At 64.5% G+C, this 13,236-nt stretch carries 11 protein-coding genes and 1 tRNA gene; 6 read left to right on the top strand and 6 right to left on the bottom strand.

Annotated elements, in window-relative coordinates:
• Positions 1-467: 467 nt before the first annotated feature.
• Both Q1A36_RS18605 and phaR read right to left on the bottom strand, forming a co-directional pair.
• Positions 468-557, bottom strand: a tRNA-Ser gene (locus tag Q1A36_RS18605).
• 44 nt (positions 558-601) lie between these two features.
• The gene (gene phaR / locus Q1A36_RS18600) at positions 602-1,234 is read right to left on the bottom strand and encodes a polyhydroxyalkanoate synthesis repressor PhaR (protein ID WP_299847212.1); all 633 of its coding nucleotides are present in this window, start codon (positions 1,232-1,234) and stop codon (positions 602-604) included.
• A 209-nt stretch (positions 1,235-1,443) separates the two neighbouring features.
• Between phaR and Q1A36_RS18595 the strand changes: the two genes are divergently transcribed.
• The 3 genes from Q1A36_RS18595 to Q1A36_RS18585 all read left to right on the top strand — a co-directional run bounded on the left by Q1A36_RS18595 (position 1,444) and on the right by Q1A36_RS18585 (position 4,315).
• Positions 1,444-1,914: an SRPBCC domain-containing protein gene (locus tag Q1A36_RS18595; RefSeq protein ID WP_299847210.1), complete on the top strand. Its 471-nt coding sequence runs from the start codon at positions 1,444-1,446 to the stop codon at positions 1,912-1,914.
• Positions 1,915-1,961: 47 nt separating this feature from the next.
• On the top strand, positions 1,962-3,392 hold the full coding sequence (gene cls, locus Q1A36_RS18590) for a cardiolipin synthase (protein ID WP_299847208.1): 1,431 nt from the start codon (positions 1,962-1,964) through the stop codon (positions 3,390-3,392).
• A gap of 62 nt (positions 3,393-3,454) precedes the next feature.
• Positions 3,455-4,315 (top strand): serine hydrolase domain-containing protein, encoded by an 861-nt coding sequence (locus Q1A36_RS18585; protein ID WP_299847206.1) that lies wholly within the window; start codon positions 3,455-3,457, stop codon positions 4,313-4,315.
• 89 nt (positions 4,316-4,404) lie between these two features.
• Here the strand turns inward: Q1A36_RS18585 and Q1A36_RS18580 are convergent, their stop codons facing one another.
• Positions 4,405-4,857 carry a Phasin gene (locus Q1A36_RS18580; protein WP_101754206.1) on the bottom strand — a complete coding sequence of 151 codons (453 nt, stop codon included), beginning with the start codon at positions 4,855-4,857 and terminating at the stop codon, positions 4,405-4,407.
• Between the two features lie 168 nt (positions 4,858-5,025).
• Positions 5,026-7,149 (bottom strand): class I poly(R)-hydroxyalkanoic acid synthase, encoded by a 2,124-nt coding sequence (gene phaC / locus Q1A36_RS18575; RefSeq protein ID WP_366141610.1) that lies wholly within the window; start codon positions 7,147-7,149, stop codon positions 5,026-5,028.
• Between the two features lie 429 nt (positions 7,150-7,578).
• Here phaC and phaZ point away from each other — a divergent pair, with 429 nt between their 5' ends.
• A complete protein-coding gene (phaZ, locus tag Q1A36_RS18570) occupies positions 7,579-8,907 on the top strand; it encodes a polyhydroxyalkanoate depolymerase (protein WP_299847220.1) in 1,329 nt (442 codons plus the stop codon).
• 71 nt (positions 8,908-8,978) lie between these two features.
• Here the strand turns inward: phaZ and Q1A36_RS18565 are convergent, their stop codons facing one another.
• Together Q1A36_RS18565 and Q1A36_RS18560 are read right to left on the bottom strand one after the other, a co-directional pair.
• Entirely contained in the window at positions 8,979-9,929 is a 951-nt protein-coding gene (locus Q1A36_RS18565) for an alpha/beta fold hydrolase (RefSeq protein WP_299847203.1), read from the bottom strand.
• 15 nt (positions 9,930-9,944) lie between these two features.
• The gene (locus Q1A36_RS18560; protein WP_299847201.1) at positions 9,945-10,691 is read right to left on the bottom strand and encodes an alpha/beta hydrolase; all 747 of its coding nucleotides are present in this window, start codon (positions 10,689-10,691) and stop codon (positions 9,945-9,947) included.
• A gap of 154 nt (positions 10,692-10,845) precedes the next feature.
• Between Q1A36_RS18560 and thrS the strand changes: the two genes are divergently transcribed.
• Together thrS and Q1A36_RS18550 are read left to right on the top strand one after the other, a co-directional pair.
• Positions 10,846-12,792, top strand: coding sequence for a threonine--tRNA ligase (gene thrS / locus Q1A36_RS18555; RefSeq protein WP_299847199.1), 1,947 nt, complete (start codon positions 10,846-10,848; stop codon positions 12,790-12,792).
• A gap of 212 nt (positions 12,793-13,004) precedes the next feature.
• On the top strand, positions 13,005-13,211 hold the full coding sequence (locus Q1A36_RS18550) for a cold-shock protein (protein ID WP_101752115.1): 207 nt from the start codon (positions 13,005-13,007) through the stop codon (positions 13,209-13,211).
• The last annotated feature ends 25 nt before the right edge of the window (positions 13,212-13,236 follow it).

Here is a 13,236-nt window from a genome sequence, read left to right as displayed (position 1 = left end):
ATCCTGATCAAGCAGGCCCGCGCCGAACATCACGGTGACAATCAGCGCCAGCTACACCACGCTATGGGACAGCATCCATCAGGTCGTTCTCTTGATCGGTCCAGGCCCCGTTTGACATTGCGCCAGGCTAGCGGCGGAAACTGCGTTTATCATCAGAGACTTCGCGCAAAACTCCTCAGACGTGCCAACGACCACGCCGCCCGTGTCGCGCCTCTGATTTCATCGAAACAAGCCGGAACCAGCGAAACAGGGGCGCAGCGCGACCCCGTCAGTTTACTGAAATATATGGGGCTTTTGAACCCGTCTCGCCGAGAGCGAAAGGCGGGTGGAAAGAGACGGTGGGCGTTCGGAGACCGATCTTGCGCGGCGGGTCTGTCTCCGAAGGGCGGATGGTGCCTGCAAACCCCTTTGGCACATAAAGAAAAAGGCCCCGCGAGGGACCTGTTTTCGGGTTTGCAATGTGCAAGTGGCGGAGAGGAAGGGATTCGAACCCTCGAGACGGTTCCCCGCCTACACACTTTCCAGGCGTGCGCCTTCGACCACTCGGCCACCTCTCCGTCGGCGGGTGTAGCGTGGTGGCGTCAGGCGCGCAAGACCGGGATCAGAGCTTCGAGATGCGGTTTTGCAATTCGGCCAGTTGCCGGCGGATCTCGACCATGTCGTCGCCGTCACCAACACCGTCGCCAGCGGACGGGGATTGGGGCGCGGGGGCGGGCTTGCCCTTGCGGGCCGCGGGCATCGGCGCGGGGTCGGCCTCCTCGGCCTCGTCGGGGTCGGGCCCCGAGGCACCGCCGCGCCAGCCGCCCATCATCGCCTTCAGGAACATCTGCTGCTGGCGCTGCAGCGCGTCGAATCCTGGCATGTTGGCCATCGGGTTCGGCATGGTCGCCATGTTCTCCATCATCTTCGACTGGCCCTCGCGCAGCATCTCGAAGCTCGCGGCCAGGAATTGCGGCACCACGGATTGCGCCTGGGTAGTATAGCTGCGCACCAGGTCGGTCAGCACGTCGATGGGCAGGACATTCTCGCCACGGCTTTCGTGATCGGCGACGATCTGCAGCAGGTATTGCCGGGTCAGGTCATCGCCGGTCTTCAGGTCGACGATCTTCACCTCGCGGCCCTCGCGGACGAAGACCGCGATATCCTCGAGCGTGACGTAATCGCTGGTCTCGGTATTGTAGAGCCGCCGGCTGGCATAGCGCTTGATCAGCAGCGGCGTTTCGGTTGCGGCCATGGACTGAGCCCCGTCTTGATGCATTTGCAGCATGATGGGCGCAGTGCAGCGAAAAGGCAAAAGAAAAGCACCATTTTGTCGCAGCGTGCCACCGGACCGTAGCAATCGGCAACGGGGTCCCGACTGCCCGACCCCGGCGAAATTTCCATTGCGACGGCGCGCGGCGCTGTCATTCTCGGGACCACAGCCGCGCGCGAGAGGAGAAGCCGATGACTGACGCCACCGCCGAACTGACCATCTCGCGCCTGATCCCGGCCCCGCCTTCGGTGGTCTGGCGGGCCTGGAGCGATCCGGCCATCCTTGCCCGCTGGTGGATCCCCGCGCCCTATGCTTGCCGGGTGGTCAAGTTGGACCTGCGGCCGGGCGGCGGGTTCGAGACGCTGATGCGCGAGGGCGACGGCCCCTTCCAGCCCCATGTCGAGGGCTGCTTTCTGGAAGCCATCCCCGAGCGCCGGCTGGTCTTCACCACGCAATTGGCCGAGGGCTGGCGGCCGATAGAACCCTGGCTGGCGCTGACGGCGATCCTCGATCTCACGCCCGAGGCCGGCGGCACCCGCTATGCCGCCCGGGTGCTGCATCGCAGTGCCGAGGAGGCGCGCAAGCATGACGAGATGGGTTTTGAGCCTGGCTGGGGCGCGGCGCTGGATCAGCTGGCCGACACGGTCGGATCGCTAAGCTAGGGGCCGTGTCCGCTGCGGTTGTGGTTGGTTAGATGGAGTTGTGACCCATGATCTTCGTTCTCTTGCATGTGCTGATCGTCATTGCCGTGGGCCTGCGCATCCTGCTGCGCCAGAACCGCCAGCCCGATTCCCGCGCCGCCTGGCTGCTCGTCGTCATCGCCCTGCCCTATATCGGCGCCATCGCCTACGTGCTGCTGGGTGAGACCGATATCGGCCACAGGCGGGTCGCGCGGATGCAGAAGGTGATGGCCGGCCTGCCCCGGCCGGATGCGGCGTCGGGCTGGGACGCGCCCGAGAACGCCGCCGCGATCCCCGAGCTTTACCGCCCGCTCTTTGCCGTAGGCCGCTCGATCAGCGGCTATGAGCCGGTCGGCGGCAACAGCGCCCGGCTGATGGCCAATTCCGATGCCGCCATTGACGAAATGGTCGCCGATATCGATGCGGCGAAGGATCATGTGCACCTGCTGTTCTACATCTGGCTGACCGACCACAACGGCTCCAAGATGGTCGAGGCGATGAAGCGTGCGGCGGCGCGCGGCGTGACCTGCCGGGCGATGGTCGACGCCATCGGCTCGCGCGACATGACCCGCAGCCCGGAATGGGCGGCGATGACGGCGGCGGGGGTGCACACGGCGATCGCGCTGAAGACCGGCAACCCACTCCTGCCCTTCCTCACCGGGCGGATCGACCTGCGCAATCACCGCAAGATCGTCGTCATCGACAATGCGATCACCTATTGCGGCAGCCAGAACTGTGCCGATCCGGCCTTTCTGCCCAAGGCGAAATTCGGCCCCTGGGTCGATGCGGTCATGCGTTTCGAGGGGCCGGTGGTGCGCCAGAACCAGCATCTCTTCTGCAGCGACTGGATGGTGAATGTCAGTGAGGACCTGTCGGCGCTGCTGCGCCAGCCGATGCCCCCTGCCCGTCCGGGCTTCACCGCGCAGGCCGTCGGCACCGGCCCGACGGTGCGCCATTCGGCCATGCCCGAGATGTTCGAGAACCTGATGTATGCCGCCCGGCGCGAGCTGTTCGTGACCACGCCCTATTACGTCCCCGACCGCGCCATCCAGGCGGGTCTCTGCGCCGCGGCCAATCGCGGCGTCGACACCACCATCATCTTCCCCGCCCGCAACGACGATTTCGCCGTCGGCGCCGCCAGCCGCAGCTATTACCAGGACCTGCTGACGGCGGGGGTGAAGGTGTTCGAGTTCCAGCCCGGGCTGTTGCATACCAAGTCGATGACGCTGGACGGCGAGATCACCCTGATCGGCTCGGCCAATATGGACCGCCGCAGCTTTGACCTGAATTACGAGAACAACATCCTGCTGGCCGACCCCGCGACCACCGCCGCCATGCGCGCGCGGCAACAGGATTATCTGGGCCAGAGCCGCGAGGTGACGCTGGTCGAGGTCGAGGCCTGGGGCATGGGCAGGAGGCTGTGGAACAACACGCTGGCGATTGCAGGGCCGGTGTTGTGAGGGGGAACGCCCGTTCAGAAGACGCGAGGTTGACCCGCGCTCAACGCATCTTCTGCTGCCGAGTGACCGGCACTGATCCCGACCGATGCTCTGACGAGAACGGGGAGAAGTTTCCTTACTGGAGCTTCACCAAGACGGCGATCGCAATCTGCGCCTTGCGGCTCGTCGAACAGGGCCTCATCGATCTCGAGACGCGCCTGTCCGAGCGAGACTTCACCCTCGGTCAGCTTCTGAACCATACTGCCGGGTTGCCCGACTATACCGGGCTTCCGCGATACAGGCAGGCAGTCGCGAATGATGAAGAACCGTGGCCACGCGACGGCCTTGTCACGGCTGCGATGGCGCAGGGAATGCTATTCGAACCGGGGGCCGGCTGGTCCTATTCGAATCTCGGTTCTATGTTTGCCCGCGAGCTGATCGAAGAGGTAGCGGGCCGCCCGTTCTCGCATTTGGTGCAGGACCTAATCTGCCGCCCCCTCGGCTTGCACAGCATAGAACTTGCCCTGACGAGAGAACAGTTCGCCCAAGTCCATTGGGACGCCGCCCGCAGCTATCATCCCGGTTGGGTCTATCACGGTTGCCTTGTCGGAACGGCAGCGGATGCCGCACAGTTGTTGCACGCACTCTTCACCGGCAGGCTTCTCAGTCCTCGAACCCTGACCCGGATGCTGGACCGCGTTCCCCTCGGCGGCGCCATCGAGGGACGGCCCTGGACCGAATGCGGTTACGCCCTTGGCCTGATGAGCGGTCACTGTGGCCAGATCGGTCGCACCATCGGCCATTCGGGCGGCGGTCCTTTCAGCGCGAATGCGGTCTACCACTTTCCGGATCTTGAGAGGCCAGTAACCGTCGCGAGCTTTACGGATGGGCAGGACGAAGGCGTCGCCGAATTTGCTGCAGTCGGCTGCGCCGGGAGGAACTGACCATTTCGCTACGCGCCAGCAGCCTACAGCACAAAGAAAAAGGGGCGCTTGCGCACCCCTTTTCCCGAAACATCCGTCTCGCGCAGCGATTACTTGCTGGCAGCGGCGGTGGCTTTCTTGACGGCCGACTGGGCTTCTTTGGTCGCTTTTTCAGCGGCTTTCTGAGCGTCGGCAGCGAAGTCTTTGCCCGAGGACAGCATCAGGTCGACGGTGTCCATCTGGACTTTCTTGGCGACTTCGGCGAAGGCAGCCAGGTGCTCGGCGGCCAGTTCGGCCGAGGCCGAAGCGAAGTCGGTCACGGCTTTGGTGTACTCGGCCGGTTCCTGCTTCGAAGCAGCCAGCTCGCCAACGCGGGCGATGCTGTCCTTGGCCCAGCGAGCCGAGATGTCGGTCGAACGCTCGGCAGCTTCCAGAGCCACTTTCGACAGTTTCTCGCCCAGCGCGCTCTGCGACTTGAAGGCTTCGGTGAAGGACGAGGTGTCAACCGGGAAGTTGGCGAACATGTCCTGGAAGGCTTTGGTGTAATCAGTGGTCTTGGCCATGATGGTCTCCATTAGAGGTGCGGTTCGACCGGGTCACTGCCCTAAACCGCGGGGGGTTGTTCGTCTGTGAGGCCAATATGAATGCTGCGCCGCGGCATTTCAAGTTTTTTTCGCTGCAACGCAGCAAAATCTTGCCGATACCGCGGTCGCCACGGACCAACCCCCTGATCAGTCGTCGCTTTTTACCCCGCCCCGCTCGTGGACATAGGTGCCGGGCGCCGGGCCATAGCCCTTGCCCGGGTCGCGCGCGGGAATCATCTCGCCCGAACGCTCGTCCAGCCATTCGCCCCAGAGCGGCCACCAGCTGCCCTCGCGGAAGGTGGCGCTGTCCTTCCAGCCCTGGTCGTCATGGCTGAAATCGCTGCCCCCGGCATAATGACCGTATTTCTTCTTCGAGGGCGGGTTGACGATCCCGGCGATATGGCCCGATTCCGACAGGATGAAGCGCTTGTCGGGGCTGCCCATCTGCGCCACGCCGCGCCAGCAATCCTTCCACGGCGCGATATGGTCGGTCTCGCAGGCGACCGAGCAAAGCGGCAGGGTCACATCCGACAGCCGCACCATCTCGCCCAGCACCGGGAAGCCGTCGCCGGCAAAGGCATTCTGCTGGCAGAGGCCGCGCAGATACTCGATGGTCATCTTGGCCGGCAGGTTGGTGCTGTCGCCGTTCCAGAACAGAAGATCAAAGGCCGGCGGCGTCTCGCCCATCATGTAGCTGCGGATCGCCGGACCCCAGACGAGGTCATTGGCGCGCAGGAAGCTCATGGTGCGCGACATGATCTGCGAGCGCAGGATGCCGTGGCGATGCACCTCGGCCTCGATCCCGTCGACGAAATCATCCTGCAGGAAGGTGGTGAACTCGCCCTGCTCCGAGAAATCGGTCAGCGTGGTGAAGAAGGTGGCGCTGTTCACCCGCGTGTCGCCGCGCTTGGCCATCAGCGCCAGCGTCAGCGACAGGGTGGTGCCGGCGATGCAATAGCCGACGACGTTCAGCTTTTTCTGGTCGGTCAGGGTCAGCGCCTTCTCGAACACGTCGAGATAGGCCGAGACATAGTCATCCATGCCGGTCTCGGCATAGCTGGCATCGGGGTTCTTCCAGCTGACCACGAACAGCGTATGGCCCTGATCGACCAGCCAGCGGATCAGGCTGTTCTGCGGCTTCAGGTCGAGGATGTAGAACTTGTTGATCCAGGGCGGGAAGATCACCAGCGGCAGGGCATGGGCCGATTCCGTGGTGGGCTTGTACTGGATGAGTTCCAAGAGGGGCGTGCGGTGCACAACCGTGCCCTCGGCGGTGCCGATATTCTCGCCCACGGTGAAGGCGTCGCGGTCGGCCAGCGAGACCAGCATCTCGCCGCCATTCTGTTCGACATCGCGGACCAGGTTCTCCAGCCCCTTCACCAGGCTCTCGCCCTCGGTCTCGACCGCCTTTTCCAGCGCGTCGGGATTGGTGGCGAGAAAATTGGTCGGCGCCATCATGTCGATGATTTGCCCGGTCAGCCAGTTCAGCCGCCGCCGCGCGGTCTCGTCCGGCATGTCCAGATCGGCTGTGGCCGAGGACATGGCCTTGGCGTTGATCTCGTATTGCCGGCGCACGAAGCTGAAGAAGGGATGACTGCGCCAGAGCGGGTTCTTGAAGCGCTTGTCCTTCGGCCCGTCCTCGTCCTCGCTCGGTGCGGCACCCCGCGCCAGCGCGGCCTGAGCCTGCGCGTAATGCTTCAGTGTCTCGCCCCAGAAGTTGACCTGCTGGCCGATGATCCGCGAGGGCTGTTCGGTCAGCGTCTTCATGAAGGCGCCGGCGGTGGCGACATAGAGATCCGGCCCCGGCATCTCGACCGAGGGGTTGGGCATACCGCGCTGCGACATGGCGCTGACCAGCCGCTGGCTCAGCGTCTCGATCCGCTCGAGGTTCTGGGTCAGGTTCTGTGCCGCGAGCGAGCCGTTTCCGGGCATCAGCCGGGCAAAGGCCGATTCCATCGCATCGGTCGCCGCATCGGTCGCGGAGGCGGCGGCTTCAGCCCTGGCCCCGGCGGCGGGCTTGGCCTGCTCGGTCACGGCCTCGCTGGCGCGGGTCGAGGCGGCTTCGGCCACCTCTTTCTCCGGCGCAGCCACGACCTTGGTCGCAGCTGCCCGGGGCGCGGCCGGCTTCGCGGCGCGGGGCTTTGGCTGGGCGCTGGTCTTGGCCGGTTTCTCGGCGGTCTTGGCGGCCGTCTTCCGCGCCGGTTTCGCCTCTGCCGCCTTGCTGGCGGCCGGCGAGGCCGGCTTGCGGGCGGCCGCTGCCCGTGTCTTCACGCCGCTACGGCCGGTTTTTTCTGCAGTCGCAGCCTTGGCTTCAGGTGCCGCACCGGCCCCGGAGGCCGATTTCGCCCCGGCCTTCGCGGTCGAGCGGGCGCTTCGAGCGGATTTGCTTGCAGACTCGGCAGATGATTCTGCCGGCTTCGCCGCAGCGCGGCGTTGTGACGCAACGTCACTATTGTCCGAATTTTTCACTTTTTCCTTCAGGGGCTTTGCGGATGTTGCGGCAACGCCGCGCTGCCGCGACACTTTAGTACTGGACCCGTCGCGCTTGCTTGCCATGGAACAAACTCCCCCCTAACCTCTCTAGGATCATATGCGCAGAGCGCAGGAACCGTAAAGGCGGGTTTCCGCAACGAAACCCGGCAAAACAGCGGCGAATCCGGCTCTGCAGCGCAGAAAGGGGACGACGTGGCGACCAAGAACATCAAAGGGATCGTTTCCTACGACGCATTGGAAACGATTCGAAATACCAATGAATGGCTGGGTGCGACCACCCGAGCCTTTGCGTCCTACCCCACCTTCGCGCTGATCCCCAACCCGATGTTCCGCGTGCTCAGCGCCTGGGGCAGCGTGGTCGAGCGCAGTTTCTCGCGCATGGTGGTCAAGCCCGATTGGGAAATCCCGCCGATCGCCGGCGAGGACGGGCAGGATCATATCGTCTATGTGGAGCCGGAATTGCGGCGTCCCTTCGGCGATCTGGTCCATTTCCGCGTTGCCCGCCGCAACCCGATGCCGCGCAAGGTCCTGCTGGTCGCACCGATGTCGGGTCACTATGCCACCCTGCTTCGCTCGACCGTCACATCACTGCTTCCGGACTGCGATGTGTATGTGACAGATTGGCACAATGCCCGCGACATCCCGGTCAGCAAGGGCAAGTTCGACATCGAGGACTATACCGGCTACCTCGTTGATTTCATCCGCCATCTGGGCCCGGACACGAATGTCATCGCGGTCTGCCAGCCGGCCCCGCTGGCCCTGGCCGCGACCGCGATCCTGGCGGAGGAAGACCCCAAGTCGCAGCCGCGCGCACTGATCCTGATCGGTGGGCCCGTCGATCCCGACGCGGCCGCGACCGAAGTCACCGATTTCGGCAACCGCCTGACCATGGGCCAGCTAGAGCATCTGGCGATCCAGTCGGTCGGGTTCAAATATGCCGGTGCCGGACGCATGGTCTATCCGGGTCTGGCGCAGCTGACCTCGTTCATCGCCATGAATGCCGAGACCCATGCCAAGGCCTTTACCGACAAGGTTCTGGCCGATGCGCGCGGCGAGGGCAGCGAAAGCGACAAGCACAACCGCTTCTATGACGAATATCTGGCGGTCATGGACATGACGGCCGAGTTCTACCTCTCGACCGTCGAGCGCATCTTCAAGAACCTCGAGATCGCCGAGAACCGCTTTACCGTCCATGGCAAGCAGGTCGATATCGGCAAGATCACCGATGTCGCCATCATGACCGTCGAGGGTGCCGAAGATGACATTTCGGCGCCGGGTCAATGCGTTGCGGCGCTGAAGCTTTGCACCGGGGTGCCGGCGGCCAAGAAGGTCCAGCACCTGGAAGAGGGCGCGGGCCATTACGGCATCTTCGCCGGCAAGAGCTGGCGGCTGAACATCCGCCCGCTGGTTCTCGACTTCATCGACGAGAACATGGGGCGTCCCCATCGCCGCCGCGCCGGTCTGCGGCCGATCGATTCCGGCAAGGACGGCACCGGCCCGGGCGGCCCGACCGATACCCACAAGATGGCGATCTGACAGGATTTCGGACTGCCAGATTTAACGGGCAGCCTCGGGCCGCCCGTTTTCTTTTGCGCGGCCAGCGCGGCTCAGTTCAGGTTCGCGCGCAGCCAGTCAGCGATGATCGCCGTGACCGGCCCGGTCATGCCGGGCGATATGATGTCCCCCGCGATCACATGCCGCGAGGGATCGTCACCCGGTCCCGGCACCACCGGCGCCTTTGTGACCGCCCCGCCCCAGCCCTGCGCCACCCGCATCGCCGCCGCCGGATCGACGACCTGATCCTGCTCGGCCCAGATGAACAGGGCGGGCTGCTTGGCCGCGGCGTAGTCTCGGCCCCGCGCGTGCCGCACCAGCGCCGCCATCGGAAGGACCGAGACCGTGGCATAGCAGCTGGTCCAGGCCGCCGCGTGATCGGGGCTGCGCGGCTCGAAACAGCGCGTCTCGCCGGCGACCCGCGGCAGCCACCAGCGCGCGAAAGGCCAGGTCAGCAGCTGCGCCCCCCGTGCCTTCAGTTGAAAATTGCCAGATATCAGCACCACGCCGTCAATCCCCTGCCCCAGCGCGGGATCGCGCGCGGCCTCCGCCGCCAGCGTCGCGCCTGTCGAGGTGCCGATGACCACCACCCGCCGCCCCAGCCGCTGGCCGACCGCAATGGCCTCGGCAGTGTCGCGCCACCAGTCGGCCACGCTGGCCCCGGCCAGTGCCGCGCCATCCTGTCCGTGCCCAGTCAGCCGGGTGATGAAGAGGTTCGCCCCGATTTCCGCCGCCAGCCGCTCGGGCACCGGTGACAGCTCCCGTGGCGAGGCCGAGAAGCCGTGCAGATAGACGATCGACAAATCGGTTTGCATCCCCGGCTCACCGGCCCAGATGAGCCTTGCGGCAACATCCGGCCGGATCCCCGCCTCGCGCGCGCTCAGCCAGCCATCGAGATCACCCGGCAAGTCCACCGACACCGGCTCGAGCTGGACCGGCTCGCGCGGCCCAAGGAGCCACAGTGCCAGCGCAACCAGCGCCAGCAGCAGGATAAGCTTGGTCACGACCTGCCCCGCCGGTCAGCCACGCGCCAGCACCTCCTCTACCGAAGCGGCAATCAGCGCCAGGTTGTCCGGGGTCGAGAAGCGGTGATCCGCGCCCTTGACCAGCGCCAGCCGCAGGTCCGGCCCCTCGGCATGGTCCAGCAGACGCAGCGCCCAGCCCATCGGCACGTCCTCGTCCGCCGTGCCCTGCAGGAAGCGCACCGGGAAGGGCAATGACAGCGGGCTGCGCAGAACCAATTGGTCGCGGCCATCCTCGATCAGCCGGCGGGTGATCACATAGGGCTCGTCGCTATACTCGCTTGGCAGTTCGATCCGGCCATCGCGCATCACCACCTCGCGCTGCGCCTCGGAGAAGCCTGCCCAATAGCCGTCCTCGGTGAAATCCGGTGCCGCTGCCACGGTGACCAACCCGGCGATGCGGTCCGGCATGGCGCGCGCCACCAGCAGGCTGATCCAGCCGCCCATGGAACTGCCGACCAGAACCTGCGGCCCCTCGGTCCGCTCCGCGATCACCGCCATCGCATCCTGAAACCAGTCGCCGATGCTGCCAGCCTCGAAATCGCCGCTGCTTTGCCCGTGGCCCGAATAGTCGAAGCGCAGGAAGGCGCGGCCCTGCGCTGCGGCCCAGTCCTTCAGGAACAGCGCCTTGGTCCCCTCCATGTCGGATTTGAACCCGCCCAGGAACACCACGCCCGGCCCCTGCCCCGGCATATGCTCATGGGCGATGCGCCGCCCCTCGGGTCCGTTCAGGAAATCAACCATCGTCCATCCTCTGTCTCGCGCCTCCGGCTGTTCCGCGCCAGCCCGCCCCGTCTTTCGGTCATGTTGACTTTCCGCGCCGCAGCGCGCAAGACGCCCGCCGACATAACCCGCAACCGGGCGTTCCGTGGGCGCCAAACCGACGAGGAGGACTTTCATGTCCCAGATCTCCCTGACTTTCCCCGATGGCAATGCGCGCGACTATCCGGCTGGCATCACCGCCGCCGAAGTGGCTGAAAGCATTGCGCCCAGCCTTGCCAAGCGCGCCATTTCCGCAAGCCTCGATGGCAAGCATATCGACCTGGCCTGGCCGATCACGTCCAGCGGCACGATCGCCATCAACACGATGAAGGACGAGGCCCCGGCGCTGGAACTGATCCGGCACGACTTCGCCCATATCATGGCCCGCGCGGTGCAGAAGCTGTGGCCGGACACGAAAGTCACCATCGGCCCGGTCCGCGATTTCGGCTGGTTCTATGATTTCGACCGCGCCGAGCCGTTCACGCCCGAGGATCTGGGCGCGATCGAGGCCGAGATGAAGTGGATCATCGCCGCCCGTGACCCCGTCCGCACCGAGGTCTGGGACCGCGACCGCGCCATCGCCTATTACGAGGACCAGAACGAGCCGTTCAAACTCGAGCTGATCGATCGCATCCCCGAGGGCGAGGATCTGCGGATGTACTGGCATGGCGACTGGCAGGATCTCTGCCGTGGTCCGCATCTGCAGAATACCGGGCAACTGCCCGCCGACGCCTTCAAGCTGACGCATCTGGCCGGCGCCTATTGGCTGGGCGATGCCACGCGGCCGATGCTGCAGCGCATCTACGGCGTGGCCTTCCGCAACCGCGATGACCTCAAGGCCCATCTGACCATGCTGGAAGAGGCCGCCAAGCGCGACCACCGCAAGCTGGGCCGCGAGATGGACCTGTTCCACATGCAGGAAGAGGCGCCGGGCCAGATCTTCTGGCACCCGAACGGCTGGAACATCTACGTGGCGCTGCAGGATTACATGCGCCGCCGCCAGCGCGCCGGCGGCTATGTCGAGGTGAACACGCCGCAGGTGGTCAGCCGCAAGCTGTGGGAGGAAAGCGGTCACTGGGAAAACTACCAGGACCACATGTTCATCGTCGAGGTGGACGAGGAACACGCAAAGACCAAGACGGTCAATGCGCTGAAGCCGATGAACTGCCCCTGCCATGTGCAGATCTTCAATGTCGGTTTGAAATCCTATCGCGACCTGCCTTTGCGCATGGCCGAGTTTGGATCCTGCAACCGTTACGAACCCTCGGGTGCGCTTCACGGCATCATGCGGGTGCGCGGGTTTACGCAGGACGACGCGCATATCTTCTGCACCGAGAACCAAATCGAAGCCGAAACGAAACGGTTTATTGAATTCCTCTCGGCGATTTACCGCGACCTCGGCTTTGACAGTTTCCGGGTGAAATTCGCGACGCGGCCGGAACACCGCGCCGGCAGCGATGAAACCTGGGACAAGGCGGAATCCGCCCTGCTCTCGGCCACCCGCGCCGCCGGCATCGAACCCGAGATCAATCCCGGCGAAGGCGCCTTCTACGGGCCCAAGCTGGAATTCGTGTTGACCGACGCCATCGGCCGCGACTGGCAATGCGGCACGCACCAAGTCGATTTCGTCCTGCCCGAGCGTCTGGATGCCAGCTATATCGGCGAGGACGGGGCCAAGCACCGCCCGGTCATGCTGCACCGGGCCACGCTTGGCAGCTTCGAACGCTTCATCGGCATCCTGATCGAGAACTTCGCCGGCAAGCTGCCTTTGTGGTTGGCACCGCGTCAGGTGGTGGTCGCCTCGATCGTCTCGGACGCCGATGACTACGTTCACGAGATCGTCGCCCAATTGCAGGCGAAGGGCATCCGGGCCGAGGCTGACACGCGGAACGAGAAGATCAACTACAAGGTGCGTGAACATTCCGTAGCGAAAGTTCCTGTAATTCTTGCAATTGGAATGAAAGAGGTCGAGACTCGCACTGTCTCGATGCGCCGGCTGGATAATCAGGGCAGTCAGAACTTGTCCCTGGAAGAAGTTACAAATCAGCTTGCGTCCGAGGCCACGCCGCCTGACCTGCGCTGAATTGCGCCGAGATGAACAGTTGTTAACGTCGCGAGGTAACTCGCGGCGCCATTATTGCTTGCGTTTTATCACGATTCGGTCATCCTGCGGCCCTGTGAGCGCCTTTCTACCATACCGCCTCCCGTTTGACTGGGCAGCCGGACGATCGAAAGACTGGCTGCACGGCCTTCGGCAATTTCGCCGGGGGAACACTGAAAAGGAAGAGACGGGTAATGGCTACCGGCACTGTGAAATGGTTCAACGCCACCAAGGGTTATGGTTTCATCGCCCCTGATGATGGCGGCAAGGATGTGTTCGTTCATATCTCGGCGGTTGAGCGCGCCGGGTTGAAAGGACTGCAGGACAATCAGAAGGTCAATTACGAGCTGCAGGCGGGCCGCGATGGCCGGGCCTCGGCCAGCGATCTTCAGCTGCTCTGATCCAAACCAGCCGAATTCTTCACAC

This window comes from uncultured Paracoccus sp. (genome assembly GCF_947487305.1).
Lineage (GTDB): Bacteria > Pseudomonadota > Alphaproteobacteria > Rhodobacterales > Rhodobacteraceae > Paracoccus.
Note: the sequence above shows the minus strand (reverse complement) of the source record. Positions and strands in the feature narration are given on the sequence as shown.

Bases quoted from the DNA above. Each gene is read 5' to 3' on its own strand.
- phaR (WP_299847212.1), bottom strand. From the start codon at position 1,234: ATGGCCGCAACCGAAACGCCGCTGCTGATCAAGCGCTATGCCAGCCGG.
- Q1A36_RS18595 (WP_299847210.1), top strand. From the start codon at position 1,444: ATGACTGACGCCACCGCCGAACTGACCATCTCGCGCCTGATCCCGGCC.
- cls (WP_299847208.1), top strand. From the start codon at position 1,962: ATGATCTTCGTTCTCTTGCATGTGCTGATCGTCATTGCCGTGGGCCTG.
- Q1A36_RS18580 (WP_101754206.1), bottom strand. From the start codon at position 4,857: ATGGCCAAGACCACTGATTACACCAAAGCCTTCCAGGACATGTTCGCC.
- Q1A36_RS18560 (WP_299847201.1), bottom strand. From the start codon at position 10,691: ATGGTTGATTTCCTGAACGGACCCGAGGGGCGGCGCATCGCCCATGAG.
- thrS (WP_299847199.1), top strand. From the start codon at position 10,846: ATGTCCCAGATCTCCCTGACTTTCCCCGATGGCAATGCGCGCGACTAT.
- Q1A36_RS18550 (WP_101752115.1), top strand. From the start codon at position 13,005: ATGGCTACCGGCACTGTGAAATGGTTCAACGCCACCAAGGGTTATGGT.